Source organism: Mycobacterium intracellulare ATCC 13950, assembly GCF_000277125.1.
Lineage (GTDB): Bacteria > Actinomycetota > Actinomycetes > Mycobacteriales > Mycobacteriaceae > Mycobacterium > Mycobacterium intracellulare.
The window spans coordinates 1,836,112-1,850,363 of sequence record NC_016946.1; the positions used below are offsets into that span (position 1 = coordinate 1,836,112).

Consider the following 14,252-nt stretch of genomic DNA (forward strand, 5'->3'; position numbering starts at 1 on the left):
CCCGAACCGGCTACGCCAGCCAGGCCGCGGAGTCCGGGGGGAGTTTCGCGTCGAGCAGCGGCGCGCTGGCCAGGACGAGTTCCCCCGGCGGCACGGGCACCGGCTGTGCGCCGCAGTTGAGCGCGCACACCAGGCCGCCGGGACGCCGGAAGATCACCGCGTCGCCGGAGGCGTCCAGCCATTCGACATCGTCGCCGTCGAACTCGACGCGACGCCTGCGCAATTCGAGCGCGCGCCGGAAAAACGACAGCGTCGAGTCGGGATCGGCGCTCTGCTTGTTAACGGTCAGCGCCGCCCACTCCTTCGGCATCGGCAACCAGGTCTCGGCGCAGGACGAGAACCCGAACGGGGGCTCGTCGCCCGACCAGGGGATGGGCACCCGGCATTTGTCGCGGCCGCGCTCGGTGTGTCCCGAGCGTTCCCACGTCGGGTCCTGCAGCACCTCGTCGGGCAGCTCGACGTCGGGCAGCCCCAGTTCCTCGCCGTTGTAGATGAACACCGCGCCCGGCAGGGCGAGCATCACCATCGCCATCGCGCGGGCCCGGCGCAGGCCGAGGTCGCCGCCGCCGTAGCGGGTGACCTCCCGGCCGACGTCGTGGTTGGACAGCGTCCAGGTCGGGACGGCGTCCTGCAGGGCGGTGGCGGCCAGCGAGTTCTGGATCGCGTCACGGATCTCGGCGCCGTCGAACTCGATCCTCGCCAGCCGGAAGTTGAACCCGAGGTGCAGCTCATCGGGCCGCAGGTACTCCGCCCAGCGGGCGTTGTCGGTCACCCACACCTCGCCGACGGTCACCGCCCCCGGGTAGTCGTCGATCACCCTGCGGATGTCGCGGTGGATGTCGTGCACGCTCGGGTTGTTGAACCGCGGGTCGTCGTCGGTGTGGTGCAACACCTTGGACTCGACGTCGGGCGCATCCGGCAGGCCGGCCGGCTTGGCCATGCCGTGCGCCACGTCGATGCGGAAGCCGTCCACGCCGCGTTCCAGCCAGAAGCGCAGCGTCTTCTCGAAATCGTCGAAGACGTCCGGGTGCTCCCAATTCAGGTCCGGCTGCTCGGTGTCGAACAGGTGCAGGTACCACTGGCCGGGTTGACCGTCGGGTTCGACCACCCGGGTCCAGGCGGGGCCGCCGAAGACGGAGGTCCAGTTGTTGGGCGGCAGCTCCCCGTCGGCGCCGCGGCCGTCGCGGAAGAAATACCGCTCCCGCGCGTCGGTGCCCGGCCCGGCGGCCAGCGCCGCGGCGAACCACGGATGGGCCGAACTGGTGTGGTTGGGCACCACGTCCATGGTGATCTTCATGCCCCGCCGGTGCGCCGCGGCGATCAGCCGTTCGATGGCGGCCATCCCGCCGAACAACGGGTCGATGTCGCGCGGATCGGCGACGTCATACCCGTGGTCGGCCATCGGGGAGACCGTGACCGGGTTGAGCCAGATCGCGTCCACGCCGAGCTGCTCGAGGTGATCCAGGCGGGCCGTCACTCCGTCCAGGTCGCCGACGCCGTCGCCGTCGCTGTCGGCGAACGACCGCGGATACACCTGATAGAACACCGCGCTCGACCACCACGCTGCCGGGCTCATGCTGCTCCGTTCGGTTCGCTGGGCATCAGAACTGGGCATCAGAACGACGAGTTCACCAGCGAGTCGGCGGCCATCTCCAGATAGCTGAGCAACTCGCGGCGGTGCTCGTCGTCGAGTGTCGCCGAATCGATGGAGGCCACGGCCGTGTGCATGCAGCGCAGCCACGCGTCGCGCGCCAGGGGAGTGATCCGGAACGGGACGTGCCGCATCCGCAGCCGGGGGTGTCCGCGCCGGTCCGAGTAGGTGCGCGGGCCGCCCCAATACTGCTCGAGGAACATCCGCAAGCGCTCCTCGGCGCCCTCGAGGTCATCCAGGGGATACAGCTCGCTCAAAATCTCGTCCTCGGGCACCTGAGCGTAAAACCGCGACACGATCGCGTGGAAGGTCTCGGCACCGCCGACGGCGTCGTAGAAGGACTGTCCTACCTCATCCATCGCCGTCCATTGTGGGGCATCGTCGCGACGGCAAGCCGCGGCGGCCCGACGCCGCTCTCGCTGTTCACCGGTTGGACACGGCGTTTCACCTGCAATAGGGGTGCGATTGGCGGCGAATCATGGTGGACTGTTCGCGGAGGATCTATGGCGCAGGGCAAGAGACGCCGCAGCCACCGCAGTAGTCAGGTGGCCGCGGCAGGGTCAACCGGGCCCACAACCGTGTCATCGCTGCACAGTGTCGAGATCCATCCGCCGGCCCGCCCGGAGAGCGCTTCCATCTGGAGTCGCCGGCGGGTGTTGCTGCTGAATTCCACCTACGAGCCGCTGACCGCGCTGCCGATGCGGCGCGCGATCGTCATGGTGATCTGCGGCAAGGCCGACGTGGTGCATCACGACCCGGCCGGGCCCGTCATCCACTCGGCGACCCGCTCGATCGTCGTGCCCTCGGTGATCCAGCTGCGCTCGTATGTCCGCGTTCCCTACCGGGCGCGCGTTCCGATGACCCGCGCCGCGCTGATGCACCGCGACCGGTTCTGCTGCGCCTACTGCGGGGCGAAGGCGGACACCGTCGACCACGTGGTGCCCCGCAGCCGCGGCGGCGACCATTCCTGGGAGAACTGCGTCGCCTGCTGCTCGACCTGCAACCATCGCAAGGGCGACAAGCTGCTCAGCGAGCTCGGCTGGGCGCTGCGGCGGCCGCCGATGCCGCCGACCGGCCAGCACTGGCGGCTGTTGTCGACGGTCAAGGAGCTGGACCCGGCCTGGGCCCGATACCTCGGCGAAGGCGCGGCCTGAGCCACAATCTGGTGTCCGGTCGCGCCGGTGGATCGCTTGGTGGGATACGGTTTGCGTCGTGAGTCCTATGCATCTCCACCTGATCATCGTCGGTATACCCGTGTTGCTGGTGGTCGCGCTGTCGGTGCTGATCTGGTCCCGCAAGGGGCCGCACCCGGCGTCCTACAAGCTGGGCGAGAAGTGGACGCATCCGCCGATCCTGTGGGCCGCCATCGGCGAAGAGGTCGGCCACAGCCATGGGGGGCACGGCACGTCGGAATTCTCAGTCGGAGGTGGCGCCAGTGGCACGTGGTGAGGTAGCGACGAGGGAACCCGCCGAGCTGCCCTACGGCTCGGTGATCACCGCCAGCGGACGGATCTCCGGGGTCACCGAGCCCGGCGAACTCTCGGTGCAGTTCCCGTTCTCGACCAAAGATCTCGTCGCGGTGGACGACGCGCTGAAATTCGGGTCGCGGTCCTCCAAGACGCGTTTCGCGATCTACCTCGGCGACCTGGGCAACGACACCGCCGCGCGGGCCCGCGAGATCCTGGCCGACGTGCCGACGCCGGACAATGCGGTGCTGCTGGCCGTCTCGCCCGACCAGAAGGTCATCGAGGTGGTCTACGGTTCCGCTGTCCGCGGCCGCGGCGCCGAATCGGCCGCACCGCTGGGTGTGGCCGCCGCTTCCTCGGCATTCGAGCGCGGCGACCTGGTGGACGGGCTGGTCAGCGCGATCCGCGTGCTGAGCGCCGGCATTTCGCCGGCTTAGCTACTCGGCGTCGAAACGGCGCGCCCGCAACGATCGCTTCACCCCGGCCTGGCCCTCGAGCACCAGGCGGCGCAGCGCCGCCGGCACCTCGGGGTCGGACAGGAACTCGTCGGCTGCGGCGATGCCGTCCTCGCTGATGTCCCAGTGCGGGTACAGGCCGATCACCACCGTCTGCGCCACTTCGCTGGACCGGCGCGCCCACACCCCCGAGATCGCCTCGAAATACCGCGCGGTGAACGGTTTGAGCAGCTCATGCTGCGCCGGCGGGGCGATGCCCGCGATGATCGCGCGGGCGGTGATGTTGGCCAGGGTGTCGTCCTCGACCACCCTCGTCCACGCCTCCTCCTTGACCTGCAGTTGGGGCCGCGCCGTCGCGGCCTGGGCGCCGTGCCGCTTGCCGGCGGCGGTCGGATCCCGCTGAACCTCGGCGTCGATGAACGGCGTGGCGGGCCCGTCGGCGTCGATGTCGCCGGCGGTGGCCAGCGCGGTGACAATCCGCCACCGCAGGTCGGTGTCGATCTCGAGGCCCGGCAATCCCAGGTCTTCGGGGGAGCGGTCGAGCAGGTCGGCCAGCGTCACCACATGGCGCGTCGACAGCACCGACGAGCACAGCGTGTTGACGAAGGCGAGCTGGTGATCCGATCCGGGCTGCGCGGCGCGCGCCAATTCCAGCAGCCGGTCGGCGAACTGCGGCCAGCCCTCCTCGCGCGCCCAGCCGGGCTCGGCGTAGGACGTCAGCGCCGTCTGCGCCTGAAGCAGCAGCCGCTGCGCCACCCCGACCTCGGTTTCGGCGTGCACGCCGCCCGCCACCAGGGCCACGAAATCGCGGGCCCGCAGCTCGGCCTCGCGCGTCATCTCCCAGGCCGCCGACCAAACCAGCGAGCGGGGCAGCGGCTCGGCGATGTCGGCGATGCGACCCAGGGCGGTGCGCAGGGACTCGGCGTCCAGCCGCAACGAGCAGTACGTCAGGTCATCGTCATTGACCAGAACCAATTGGCCCCGCGAAACCCCAACCAACGCAGGCACTTCCGTCACCGGGCCCTCGACGTCGAGCTCCTCGCGGCGCACCCGCACCAGCTTTCCCGACCCGTCATCGTCGTAGACGCCGATGGCCAGCCGGTGCACCCGGGTCTCGCCGGCGCCCGGGGCGGCTCCGCTCTGGGTCACCGCGAACCGCGTGAACCTGCCGTCACCGTCGACGTCGAAATCGGGCCGCAGCGTGTTGAGCCCGGTCGTCTTCAGCCACTGCTGCCCCCAGTCGGACAGGTCGCGCCCCGACGCCTTCTCCAGCGCGGCGACCAGATCGTCGAACGTGGCGTTGCCGAACGCGTGGGTGCGGAAGTAGTCGCGCAGCCCGGCCAGGAAGTGCTCGAGCCCGACGTAGGCGACGAGCTGTTTGAGCACCGACGCGCCCTTGGCGTAGGTGATGCCGTCGAAGTTCACCTCGACCGCGGCCAGGTCCGGAATGTCGGCGGCGATCGGATGGGTCGAGGGCAACTGGTCCTGACGGTAGGCCCACGACTTTTCGACCGTCGCGAACGTGGTCCATGCTTCGGTGAATTCGGTTGCCTCGCTTTGGCATAGCACCGACGCGAACGTCGCGAAGGACTCGTTCAGCCACAGGTCGTCCCACCACGCCATGGTGACCAGATCCCCGAACCACATGTGGGCCATCTCATGCAGCACGGTCTCGGCGCGACGTTCGTAGGACGCCCTGGTGACCTTGCTGCGGAAGACGTAGTCCTCCAGGAAGGTCACCGCGCCGGCGTTTTCCATTGCGCCGGCGTTGAACTCGGGGACGAACAGCTGATCGTATTTCCCGAAGGCGTAGGGCAAGCCGAAGTTCTTGTGGTAGAAGCCGAATCCCTGCTTGGTCTGGGTGAAGAGCCGCTCGGCATCCATGTAGGGCGCCAGCGACGCCCGGCAGTAGATGCCCAGCGGAATTTCGCCGTGTTCGTCGGTGTAGGCGTCCTTCCACTCGGCGTACGGGCCGGCGATCAGGGCGACCAGGTAGGTGCTCATCCGCGGGGTGGTGGCGAAGGTGTGCAGGCCGTCGGTCACCGACACCGTCGCGCCGTTGGAGATCACCTTCCAGTGCCGGGGCGCGGTCACCCGCACGTCGAAGGTCGCCTTGAGGTCGGGCTGGTCGAAGCAGGCGAACATGCGCTTGGCGTCGGCGGTTTCGAATTGGGAGTACAGGTAGGTCTCGTTGTCGACCGGGTCGACGAACCGGTGCAGACCCTCACCGGTGTTGGAGTAGCGGCAGTCCGCGTCGACCACGACGACGTTGCGGTCGGCCAGGCCACGCAACTCGATGCCGGTGGATTCGTCGTATCCGGAGACGTCGAGGTCGCGACCGTTGAGCGTGGCGCCGCGCACCGTGTCGGCGGCGATGTCGATGACCGTGTCGGCGCCGGCGAGGGCGTCGAACACCACCGTGGTCACCGAGCGGAAGGTCCGTTCGCCGGGACCGCCGTGGGAGTCGGTGAGGTCGAGGTCGATCTGGTAGCTGGCGACGGTGATCAGCGAAGCGCGCTCGACGGCTTGTTCGCGGGTGAGGTTGGGGAGTGCCACGTGTCCAACTTACGGGTCGGGCGAACCGGGAACAGGAGCGAGAGGCCTACGGTTGTGCAGATCAGACTTTCAACCGACGAGAGGACAGGACATGCCCGACAACGCGCCCGCGAAGAACAAGGCCGATTTCTGGTTCGATCCGCTGTGCCCGTGGGCGTGGATCACCTCGCGCTGGATCCTCGAGGTGGAAAAGGTTCGCGACATCGAGGTGAACTTCCACGTGATGAGCCTGGCGGTGCTCAACGAAAACCGCGAGGGCCTGCCCGACGAATACCGCGAACGCTTGGCGAAGGCCTTCGGCCCGGTGCGGGTGGCGATCGCGGCCGAACAGGCCCACGGCGCCGAGGTGCTGGCGCCGCTGTACACCGCGATGGGAACCCGGATTCACAACGAGGACAACAAAGAACTGGACGACGTGATCAAGCAGTCGCTGGCCGAGGTGGGCCTGCCGGCCGAGTTGGCCGACGCCGCCGACAGCGACGCCTACGACGAGGCGCTGCGCAAGAGCCACCACGCCGGGATGGACGCGGTCGGCGATGATGTCGGCACGCCCACCATCCACGTCAACGATGTGGCGTTCTTCGGTCCGGTGCTCTCGAAGATTCCGCGCGGTGAGGAAGCGGGCAAGCTGTGGGACGCCTCGGTGGCCTTCGCGTCCTACCCGCACTTCTTCGAGCTCAAGCGCAGCCGCACCGAGAAGCCCGACTTCGCCTAGCGCGCTCGGGCCGTCGCGCGGCTGTGTAAGGATTGCGGGCATGCGCGTCTACCTCGGCTCTGACCACGCCGGATTCGAGCTCAAGCAGCAGATCATCGAGCACCTCGCAAAGTCCGGCCACGAGCCGATCGATTGCGGCGCCTTCACCTACGACGCCGACGACGATTACCCGGCCTTCTGCATCGCGACCGCGACGCGCACGGTGGCCGACCCGGACAGCCTGGGCATCGTGCTGGGCGGGTCGGGCAACGGCGAGCAGATCGCGGCCAACAAGGTGCCCGGCGCCCGGTGCGCGCTGGCCTGGAGCGTCGAAACCGCAAGCCTGGCCCGCGAACACAACAACGCGCAACTGATCGGCATCGGCGGTCGCATGCACACGGTGGCCGAGGCGCTCGCCATCGTCGACGCCTTCGTGACCACGCCATGGTCGAAAGCCGAACGCCACCAACGGCGTATCGACATCCTCGCCGAATACGAACGCACCCACCAAGCCCCGCCGCTACCCGGCGCGGCGGGCTGACGCTGGAAAGGTCCGCGCGTGCCCGAAGGGCATACCCTGCACCGGCTGGCCCGGCTGCACCAACGCCGCTACGCCGGCGCGCCGGTGTCAGTGTCCAGCCCGCAGGGCCGCTTCGCCGACGCGGCCGCGGCGGTCGACGGCCGGGTGTTGCAACGCACCAGCGCGTGGGGCAAACACCTGTTTCACCACTACGCCGGTGGCCCCATCGTGCACGTGCATCTCGGCCTGTACGGCGCCTTCACCGAATGGGAACGTCCCGACGACGGGTCGTTTCCCGAGGCGGTCGGGCAGGTGCGGATGCGCATGATCGGCGCCGACTACGGCACGGACCTGCGCGGCCCGACGGTGTGCGAGGTGATCGACGAAGGGCAGGTCAGCGACGTGTTGGCCCGGCTGGGTCCCGATCCGCTGCGCGGCGACGCCGATCCGTCGTGGGCGTGGAAGCGAATTGCCAAGTCGCGCAGGCCCATTGGGGCACTGTTGATGGATCAGACCGTCATGGCCGGCGTGGGCAACGTGTACCGCAGCGAGTTGCTGTACCGCCACGGCATCGACCCCTTCCGCCCCGGCCGCGACGTCGGCGAGGACGAATTCGATGCGGCCTGGATTGATCTGGTGGCACTGATGAAGGTCGGGTTGCGCCGGGGCAAGATCATCGTGGTGCGGCCCGAACACGACCACGGCGCGCCCTCGTATCGCCCCGACCGCCCCCGCACCTACGTCTACCGGCGCTCCGGCGAACCGTGCCGCGTGTGCAAAGCCCCGATCCGCACGACCGTGCTGGAGGGCCGCAACGTGTTCTGGTGTCCGACCTGCCAAAAATAATGGCGAAACATCGCCGCCTCCGGTTTGAATTCAATCGAGGTGGGCATGTGTTGTCTCCATGAAGACTCTCGCTCGATCAGCAGCAACGATTTCCGCCATCGCGGGTCTGGGCTTGGCGGGGCTGGGCGTCGCGACCGACGCGCAGGCGCATCCCGCTCCGTTCCCGCAGTGGTGCCCCGGCGATTTCTGGGACCCCGGCTGGGGCGACAACTGGGACACCGGGAATTGCCACGACAATTGGCGCGGACCCGGGCCTAATCCGTACCTCAACCCCGGCGGACCCGGCGGTCCCGGTGGGTTGGGCGGTCCCGGTGGGCCCGGCGGACCGGGTGGGCCCGGCGGTCCCGGTGGCCCCGGCGGGGGTGGCCCCGGCGGTGGTGGACACGGCGGCGGTGGCGGCGGTGGCGGCGGCCATTAACGGCGCCGCTAGATGACACCCAGCACGGAGTAGACCGCGTTCGACAGGACCAGGCTGCGGGGGTCGGCGTTGGCCTTGGTGGGGTCGAAGTGATTCGCCACATAGGCGTAGCCGATGCGGTGCTCGAGATCGACGAACCCGAACGAGCCGCCCAGCCCGCCGTGGCCGAAGATCCGCGGGTTGGGTCCGTTGACGCAGCGTTGGTTGAGCATGTATCCGAGACCCCAGCCGTGGTCGGCGACCCGCGGCCCCAGCACCAGGTCGGTTTCCAGCCCGCCCTGACAGACCCGCACCAGGTCCATGTGCTCGCGGCTGAGCACCTTCTCCTGGGCGAGCGCGTTGTAGAAGGTCGCCAACCCCAGCGCCGACACCTGACCGTTGGTGCCGGGGAACTCGAGTTCGCGCCACAGGCCCAGATCGTGTGAGCCGAGCTCGTCGTCGGGGGCGAATCCCATCGAGACGGACAGGCCCGCCTTGGGGTGCTCGGCCAGGCTGGTCGGCCAGCCCGGCGCCTTCGCGTCGGCCAGCAGGTCCCGGGCGTGCGGCTTGTTGATCCGCTCGGCGCAGCGGTGCTGTTCGGCCAGCGGCAGCCCGATGTGGACGTCGGCGCCGAACGGTTCGGCGATCTCGGTCCGCAGGTACTGACCGATCGTGCGGCCCGTGACCCGGCGGAACACCTCGCCCATGATGAAGCCGAAGGTGGTCATGTGGTAGCCCTGCGCGGTGCCCGGCTCCCACCAGGGCTCGGCGGCGGCCAGCTGTTCGCAGACGTAGTCCCAATCCGCGACCTGCTCCCAGCGCATCCGGGTGCGCGGCCCGATCACGCCGGAGCGGTGGCTCATCACCATCGCCAGCGTGATGTCCTGTTTGCCCGCCTGAGCGAACTCGGGCCAGTAGTGGGCCACCGGCGCCTGCAGGTCCAGCTCGCCGCGGTCGGCCAGTTGGTGCACGCAGGTGGCCGACAGGCCCTTCGTGCCGGACAACACCGTGGTCAGGGTGTTCTGCTGCCAGGGCCGGGTGCGGGCCGCGTCGGCCCAGCCGCCCCACAGGTTGACGACGAGAGACCCGTCCACCCACACCGCGACGGCCGCACCGACCTCGTCGCGCAGGGTGAAATTGCGCTCGAACGCGTCGCGAACCCCGACGAAATCCGACGCGCATGAGCCATGGATCGACGGGTCCGTCGTCAGGTCGCTCATGGCGCCTCTCTATCGAGCAGATAGTTAGCCCCGAGCGGGCGACGGGAATCGAACCCGCGTAGCTAGTTTGGAAGACTAGGGCTCTACCATTGAGCTACGCCCGCATGTATTTAGTCGAGCGTGACTGTAGCTGGCGACGAAGATCAAATCTAATCGACGCGGCTTTGTGATCACTCCGTGAGGTCCGCGAGGTCGCCGCCCAAGCCTGTGACGGACCTGGCTTTGCGGGGCCTTAGGATCATCGAGGTCAGCGCGGGGTGTAGCGCAGCTTGGTAGCGCATCCGCTTTGGGAGCGGAAGGCCGCAGGTTCAAATCCTGTCACCCCGACCAGCACGACCGGCCGCACGCTGCGCGGCCCACCGACGACCAGGAACGAGCACCGAGGAGCACACCCGTGAAGAGCACCGTCGAGCAGTTGAGCCCCACCCGGGTGCGCATCAATGTGGAGGTCCCGTTCTCCGAACTCGAGCCGGACTTCCAGCGGGCCTACAAGGAGTTGGCCAGGCAGGTGCGCTTGCCCGGCTTCCGGCCCGGCAAGGCGCCGGCGAAGTTGCTGGAGGCCCGCTTCGGCCGCGAGGCGATGCTCGACCAGGTCGTCACCGACGCGCTGCCCGCGCGGTACGGACAGGCGGTCGCCGAGTCGGAGGTGCACCCGCTGGGCCAGCCCGAGATCGAGGTCACCAAGAAGGAGTACGGCGAGGAGCTGGCGTTCACCGCCGAGGTCGACATCCGGCCCAAGCTCACCCTGCCGGACCCGGGTTCGCTGACCATCTCGGTGGACCCGATCGAGATCAGTGACGACGACGTCGACGCCGAACTGCAGTCCCTGCGGGCCCGATTCGGCACCCTGACCGGGGTGGACCGGCCGGTCGCCGACGGCGACTTCGTCTCCATCGACCTGTCGGCCACCATCGACGGCGAAGAGGTGCCGGGCGCCACCGCGCAGGGGCTGTCCCACGAGGTCGGCTCCGGCCGGCTCATCGCGGGCCTCGACGAGGCGCTGGTCGGGTTGTCCGTCGACGAATCCAAGGAGTTCACCGCGCAGTTGGCCACCGGCGAGCACGCCGGCAAGGACGCGCAGGTGACCGTCACGGTCAAGTCGGTCAAACAGCGCGAGCTGCCCGAGCCCGACGACGAGTTCGCCCAATTGGCCAGCGAATTCGACACCATCGAGGAGCTGCGGTCCAACCTGCGCGAGCAGGTCGGCCGGACCAAGCGGGCGCAGCAGGCCGAAGCCATCCGCGACGCCGCGATCGACACGCTGCTCGAGCAGGTCGACATCCCGCTGCCCGAAGCGATCGTGAAGGCGCAGGTCGACAGCGCGCTGCACAACGCCCTGCACAGCCTCGACCACGACGAATCCAAGCTCGACGAGGTGCTCGCCCAGCAAGGGAAGTCGCGCGAGGAGTTCGAGACCGAGACGCGCACCGCCGCCGAGACCGACGTCAAACGGCAGCTGCTGCTCGACGCGCTCGCCGACGAGCTCGAGGTCCAGGTCGGCCAGGACGACCTGACCGAGCGGCTGGTGGCCACGTCGCGCCAGTACGGCATCGAGCCCCAGCAGCTCGTCGCCTACCTTCAGGAGAACAACCAGCTGCCGGCCATGTTCGCCGATGTGCGCCGGGCGCTGGCCATCGCCGAGGTGATCCGCGCGGCGACGGTCACCGACACCGCCGGAAACACCGTCGACACCGACGAGTTCTTCGGCAAGCGCGCGGGGGCGGACGAGGCCGCCGATGACATCTCCGGTGACGCCGAAGAATCCACGAAGGCCGACGCCGAGGAGTGACCGCGCGATGACGCTGTGAGCGAACGCGCCCGTTTCAGGGGCGCGTGGCCGCGAAACGGCGGGCCCGGTTGGTTAGTGTCGGTGTAGACAGATTTGACAGAAAGCAGGTACCCCGGTCGTGACTGACATGCGTTCAAACTCGCAGGGTCTCAACCTCACGGACTCCGTCTATGAGCGCTTGCTGTCCGAGCGCATCATCTTCCTGGGTTCGGAGGTGAGCGACGAAATCGCCAATCGGCTGTGCGCGCAGATTCTGCTGCTCGCCGCCGAGGACTCCACCAAAGACATCTCGCTCTACATCAACTCGCCCGGCGGCTCGATCAGTGCCGGCATGGCGATCTACGACACCATGGTGCTGGCGCCGTGCGACATCGCCACCTACGCGATGGGCATGGCCGCCTCGATGGGCGAGTTCCTGTTGGCCGCGGGCACCAAGGGCAAGCGGTACGCGCTGCCGCACGCCCGCATCCTGATGCACCAGCCGCTGGGCGGGGTGACCGGGAGCGCGGCGGACATCGCCATTCAGGCCGAGCAGTTCCACGTCATCAAGAAGGAAATGTTCCGGCTGAACGCCGAATTCACCGGCCAGTCGATCGAACGCATCGAGGCGGATTCCGACCGCGACCGCTGGTTCACCGCGCAGGAAGCCCTGGAATACGGCTTCGTCGACCACATCATCACCCGCGCCGCCCACATCACCAATGGAGAAGCCCAGTGAACCCCGAAACCCAGCCCCAGGCGCGCTACATCCTGCCGTCGTTCATCGAGCACTCCAGCTTCGGCGTCAAGGAGTCGAATCCCTACAACAAGCTGTTCGAGGAACGCATCATCTTTCTCGGCGTCCAGGTGGACGACGCGTCGGCGAACGACATCATGGCGCAGTTGCTGGTGCTCGAGTCGCTGGACCCCGACCGCGACATCACCATGTACATCAACTCGCCCGGCGGCGGATTCACCTCGCTGATGGCGATTTACGACACCATGCAGTACGTGCGCGCCGACATCCAGACGGTGTGCCTGGGGCAGGCCGCCTCGGCGGCCGCGGTGCTGCTGGCCGCCGGGACCCCGGGCAAGCGGATGGCGCTGCCCAACGCCCGGGTGCTGATCCACCAGCCTTCGCTGCAGGGCGTCATCCAGGGGCAGTTCTCCGACCTGGAAATTCAGGCCGCCGAGATCGAGCGGATGCGCACCCTGATGGAGACCACGCTGGCCCGCCACACCGGCAAGGACGCCGCGACGGTCCGCAAGGACACCGACCGGGACAAGATCCTGACCGCCGAAGAGGCCAAGGACTACGGGATCATCGACACCGTGCTGGAGTACCGGAAGCTTTCCGCCCAGAGCGCGTAGCCTCTTTTCGCCGAGCGTGCACTCACGGCGAGTTTTCGGCGGCGGTTTCAAGGTTTGGTTGCAACAGTGGTTCCTGTCGGAGTTGACAGTAGCCGGTTGAGGACCTGGGCGGGGCTGTCCCAACCGAAGCGTTTACGTGGGCGTTCGTTGAGTTCGGCGGCAACCTCGGCGAGGTAGTCCACCGAGTGCACGGATAAGTCGGTGCCTTTCGGGAAGTATTGGCGCAGAAGGCCATTGGTGTTCTCGTTGCTGCCACGCTGCCAGGGTGAGTGCGGATCGCAGAAGTAGATGTCGATGCCGGCGTCGATACTGATGCGGGCATGGCGCAGCATCTCGTGGCCTTGATCCCAGGTCAGCGAGCGGCGCAGCGCTTCAGGCAGGGTTTTGATGGTGGTGATCATCGCCTCAGCCACCGTGTCGGGATCGCGCCGGGCGGGCAGGTGCAGCAGTTGCACGAATCCGGTGGAGCGTTCCACCAGGGTGCCGATCTGGGAATGCTGGTTTTTGCCCAGGATCAGATCGCCCTCCCAGTGCCCGGGCACCGCGCGGTCAGCAGCCTCGGCGGGCCGCTCGCTGATGTTGACCATGCCCGGGATGCGGCCACAGCCAGTGCGGGCGCCGACCCTGGCACGTGGCTTGCGTAAGGCCCGCCCGGTCCGCAAACACTTGGTCAACTCGCGGCGCAGTTCCCCGCGTCCTTGCACGTAGAGCGCCTTGTAGATGGTTTCGTGGGACACCTGCATCTCCGGGCGATCGGGATAAGTCTTGGCCAACACCGAAGCGATCTGCTCGGGGCTGTACTTCTTGGCTAACCACGCTTGCACCTCGGTGCGCAAGACCGGGCAGCGACCCAGCTTGCCGGTCTTAGGCCGGCGCGCTCGCTGCTCACTGCGCAGCTGAGCAATCCGCGCCGAATAGCCTGATTTCGCGTCCCAGCCGGCCCGGCGGGCTCCGAAGCGATACCGGGCGCGATACCGGCCCACATACCCTCGCATCACGCCGTTGTGGGCGATCTCGCGCATGATCGTCGAAGGGGCCCGGCCCAACCGACGTGCCATCGAGCGGATCGACTCGCCTTGAGCCGCGCCGATCATGATCTGTTCGCGCTCATCCGCAGACAGCCGCGGCCGTTTCTGCCCCTCAGGGACAACCCATCGTGGATTCACGCCACCAAATCTGCGAAACCACTTGCTCCCGCACGTCGCCGACACGCCGACCGCACCCCCGGCATCCTCCGACGACAACCCCGCCGCGATCAATTCCCAATACCGACGCTGCACCGCCAACAGCTGAGGCTCACCCGTCATC

15 protein-coding genes and 2 tRNA genes are annotated in these 14,252 nt (G+C 68.1%); 11 read left to right on the forward strand and 6 right to left on the reverse strand.

The window, feature by feature from the left end; translation table 11 throughout:
* Nucleotides 1-10 precede the first annotated feature (10 nt).
* Together OCU_RS33715 and OCU_RS33720 are read right to left on the reverse strand one after the other, a co-directional pair.
* On the reverse strand, nt 11-1,576 hold the full coding sequence (locus OCU_RS33715) for a glycoside hydrolase family 13 protein (RefSeq protein WP_036458553.1): 1,566 nt from the start codon (nt 1,574-1,576) through the stop codon (nt 11-13).
* Nucleotides 1,577-1,614: 38 nt separating this feature from the next.
* Entirely contained in the window at nt 1,615-2,010 is a 396-nt protein-coding gene (locus OCU_RS33720) for a globin (protein ID WP_008255158.1), read from the reverse strand.
* Between the two features lie 144 nt (nt 2,011-2,154).
* On the opposite strand from OCU_RS33720, the gene OCU_RS33725 reads away from it, so the two are divergent.
* The 3 genes from OCU_RS33725 to OCU_RS33735 all read left to right on the forward strand — a co-directional run bounded on the left by OCU_RS33725 (nt 2,155) and on the right by OCU_RS33735 (nt 3,554).
* Nucleotides 2,155-2,805 carry an HNH endonuclease gene (locus OCU_RS33725; RefSeq protein WP_026071535.1) on the forward strand — a complete coding sequence of 217 codons (651 nt, stop codon included), beginning with the start codon at nt 2,155-2,157 and terminating at the stop codon, nt 2,803-2,805.
* A 67-nt stretch (nt 2,806-2,872) separates the two neighbouring features.
* Nucleotides 2,873-3,100, forward strand: coding sequence for an aa3-type cytochrome oxidase subunit CtaJ (gene ctaJ / locus OCU_RS33730; protein ID WP_008255162.1), 228 nt, complete (start codon nt 2,873-2,875; stop codon nt 3,098-3,100).
* A complete protein-coding gene (locus tag OCU_RS33735; RefSeq protein WP_008255165.1) occupies nt 3,087-3,554 on the forward strand; it encodes a DUF5130 domain-containing protein in 468 nt (155 codons plus the stop codon). The genes ctaJ and OCU_RS33735 overlap by 14 nt, the downstream gene beginning before the upstream one ends.
* Here the strand turns inward: OCU_RS33735 and pepN are convergent, their stop codons facing one another.
* Nucleotides 3,555-6,128 (reverse strand): aminopeptidase N, encoded by a 2,574-nt coding sequence (gene pepN, locus OCU_RS33740; RefSeq protein WP_014379669.1) that lies wholly within the window; start codon nt 6,126-6,128, stop codon nt 3,555-3,557.
* 91 nt (nt 6,129-6,219) lie between these two features.
* Between pepN and OCU_RS33745 the strand changes: the two genes are divergently transcribed.
* From OCU_RS33745 to OCU_RS50315, 4 genes are read left to right on the forward strand one after another with little or no spacing between them, the layout of a single operon-like run.
* Nucleotides 6,220-6,843: a mycothiol-dependent nitroreductase Rv2466c family protein gene (locus tag OCU_RS33745; RefSeq protein WP_008255169.1), complete on the forward strand. Its 624-nt coding sequence runs from the start codon at nt 6,220-6,222 to the stop codon at nt 6,841-6,843.
* 40 nt (nt 6,844-6,883) lie between these two features.
* Entirely contained in the window at nt 6,884-7,363 is a 480-nt protein-coding gene (locus OCU_RS33750; RefSeq protein ID WP_014379670.1) for a ribose-5-phosphate isomerase, read from the forward strand.
* Nucleotides 7,364-7,381: 18 nt separating this feature from the next.
* Nucleotides 7,382-8,188 (forward strand): Fpg/Nei family DNA glycosylase, encoded by an 807-nt coding sequence (locus OCU_RS33755; RefSeq protein WP_009955466.1) that lies wholly within the window; start codon nt 7,382-7,384, stop codon nt 8,186-8,188.
* A 58-nt stretch (nt 8,189-8,246) separates the two neighbouring features.
* Nucleotides 8,247-8,606: a hypothetical protein gene (locus tag OCU_RS50315; RefSeq protein WP_074020979.1), complete on the forward strand. Its 360-nt coding sequence runs from the start codon at nt 8,247-8,249 to the stop codon at nt 8,604-8,606.
* 8 nt (nt 8,607-8,614) lie between these two features.
* On the opposite strand, the gene OCU_RS33760 is transcribed toward OCU_RS50315, so the two are convergent.
* Both OCU_RS33760 and OCU_RS33765 read right to left on the reverse strand, forming a co-directional pair.
* Complete coding sequence (locus tag OCU_RS33760) at nt 8,615-9,805, reverse strand: serine hydrolase domain-containing protein (protein ID WP_009955465.1); 1,191 nt, start codon at nt 9,803-9,805, stop codon at nt 8,615-8,617.
* Nucleotides 9,806-9,838: 33 nt separating this feature from the next.
* A tRNA-Gly gene (locus OCU_RS33765) sits at nt 9,839-9,909 on the reverse strand.
* Between the two features lie 149 nt (nt 9,910-10,058).
* On the opposite strand from OCU_RS33765, the gene OCU_RS33770 reads away from it, so the two are divergent.
* The 4 genes from OCU_RS33770 to clpP2 all read left to right on the forward strand — a co-directional run bounded on the left by OCU_RS33770 (nt 10,059) and on the right by clpP2 (nt 12,944).
* Nucleotides 10,059-10,135: transfer RNA gene (locus tag OCU_RS33770), tRNA-Pro, on the forward strand.
* 64 nt (nt 10,136-10,199) lie between these two features.
* Nucleotides 10,200-11,594 (forward strand): trigger factor, encoded by a 1,395-nt coding sequence (tig, locus tag OCU_RS33775; protein ID WP_009955464.1) that lies wholly within the window; start codon nt 10,200-10,202, stop codon nt 11,592-11,594.
* Between the two features lie 127 nt (nt 11,595-11,721).
* Nucleotides 11,722-12,312, forward strand: a complete 591-nt coding sequence (clpP1, locus tag OCU_RS33780; protein WP_008255177.1) for an ATP-dependent CLP protease proteolytic subunit ClpP1 — start codon at nt 11,722-11,724, stop codon at nt 12,310-12,312.
* Nucleotides 12,309-12,944 (forward strand): ATP-dependent CLP protease proteolytic subunit ClpP2, encoded by a 636-nt coding sequence (gene clpP2 / locus OCU_RS33785; RefSeq protein WP_008255179.1) that lies wholly within the window; start codon nt 12,309-12,311, stop codon nt 12,942-12,944. Before clpP1 ends, clpP2 begins: the two co-directional genes overlap by 4 nt.
* 47 nt (nt 12,945-12,991) lie before the next feature.
* Here the strand turns inward: clpP2 and OCU_RS33790 are convergent, their stop codons facing one another.
* Nucleotides 12,992-14,251, reverse strand: coding sequence for an IS30 family transposase (locus OCU_RS33790; protein ID WP_168162058.1), 1,260 nt, complete (start codon nt 14,249-14,251; stop codon nt 12,992-12,994).
* Nucleotide 14,252: the final 1 nt, after the last annotated feature.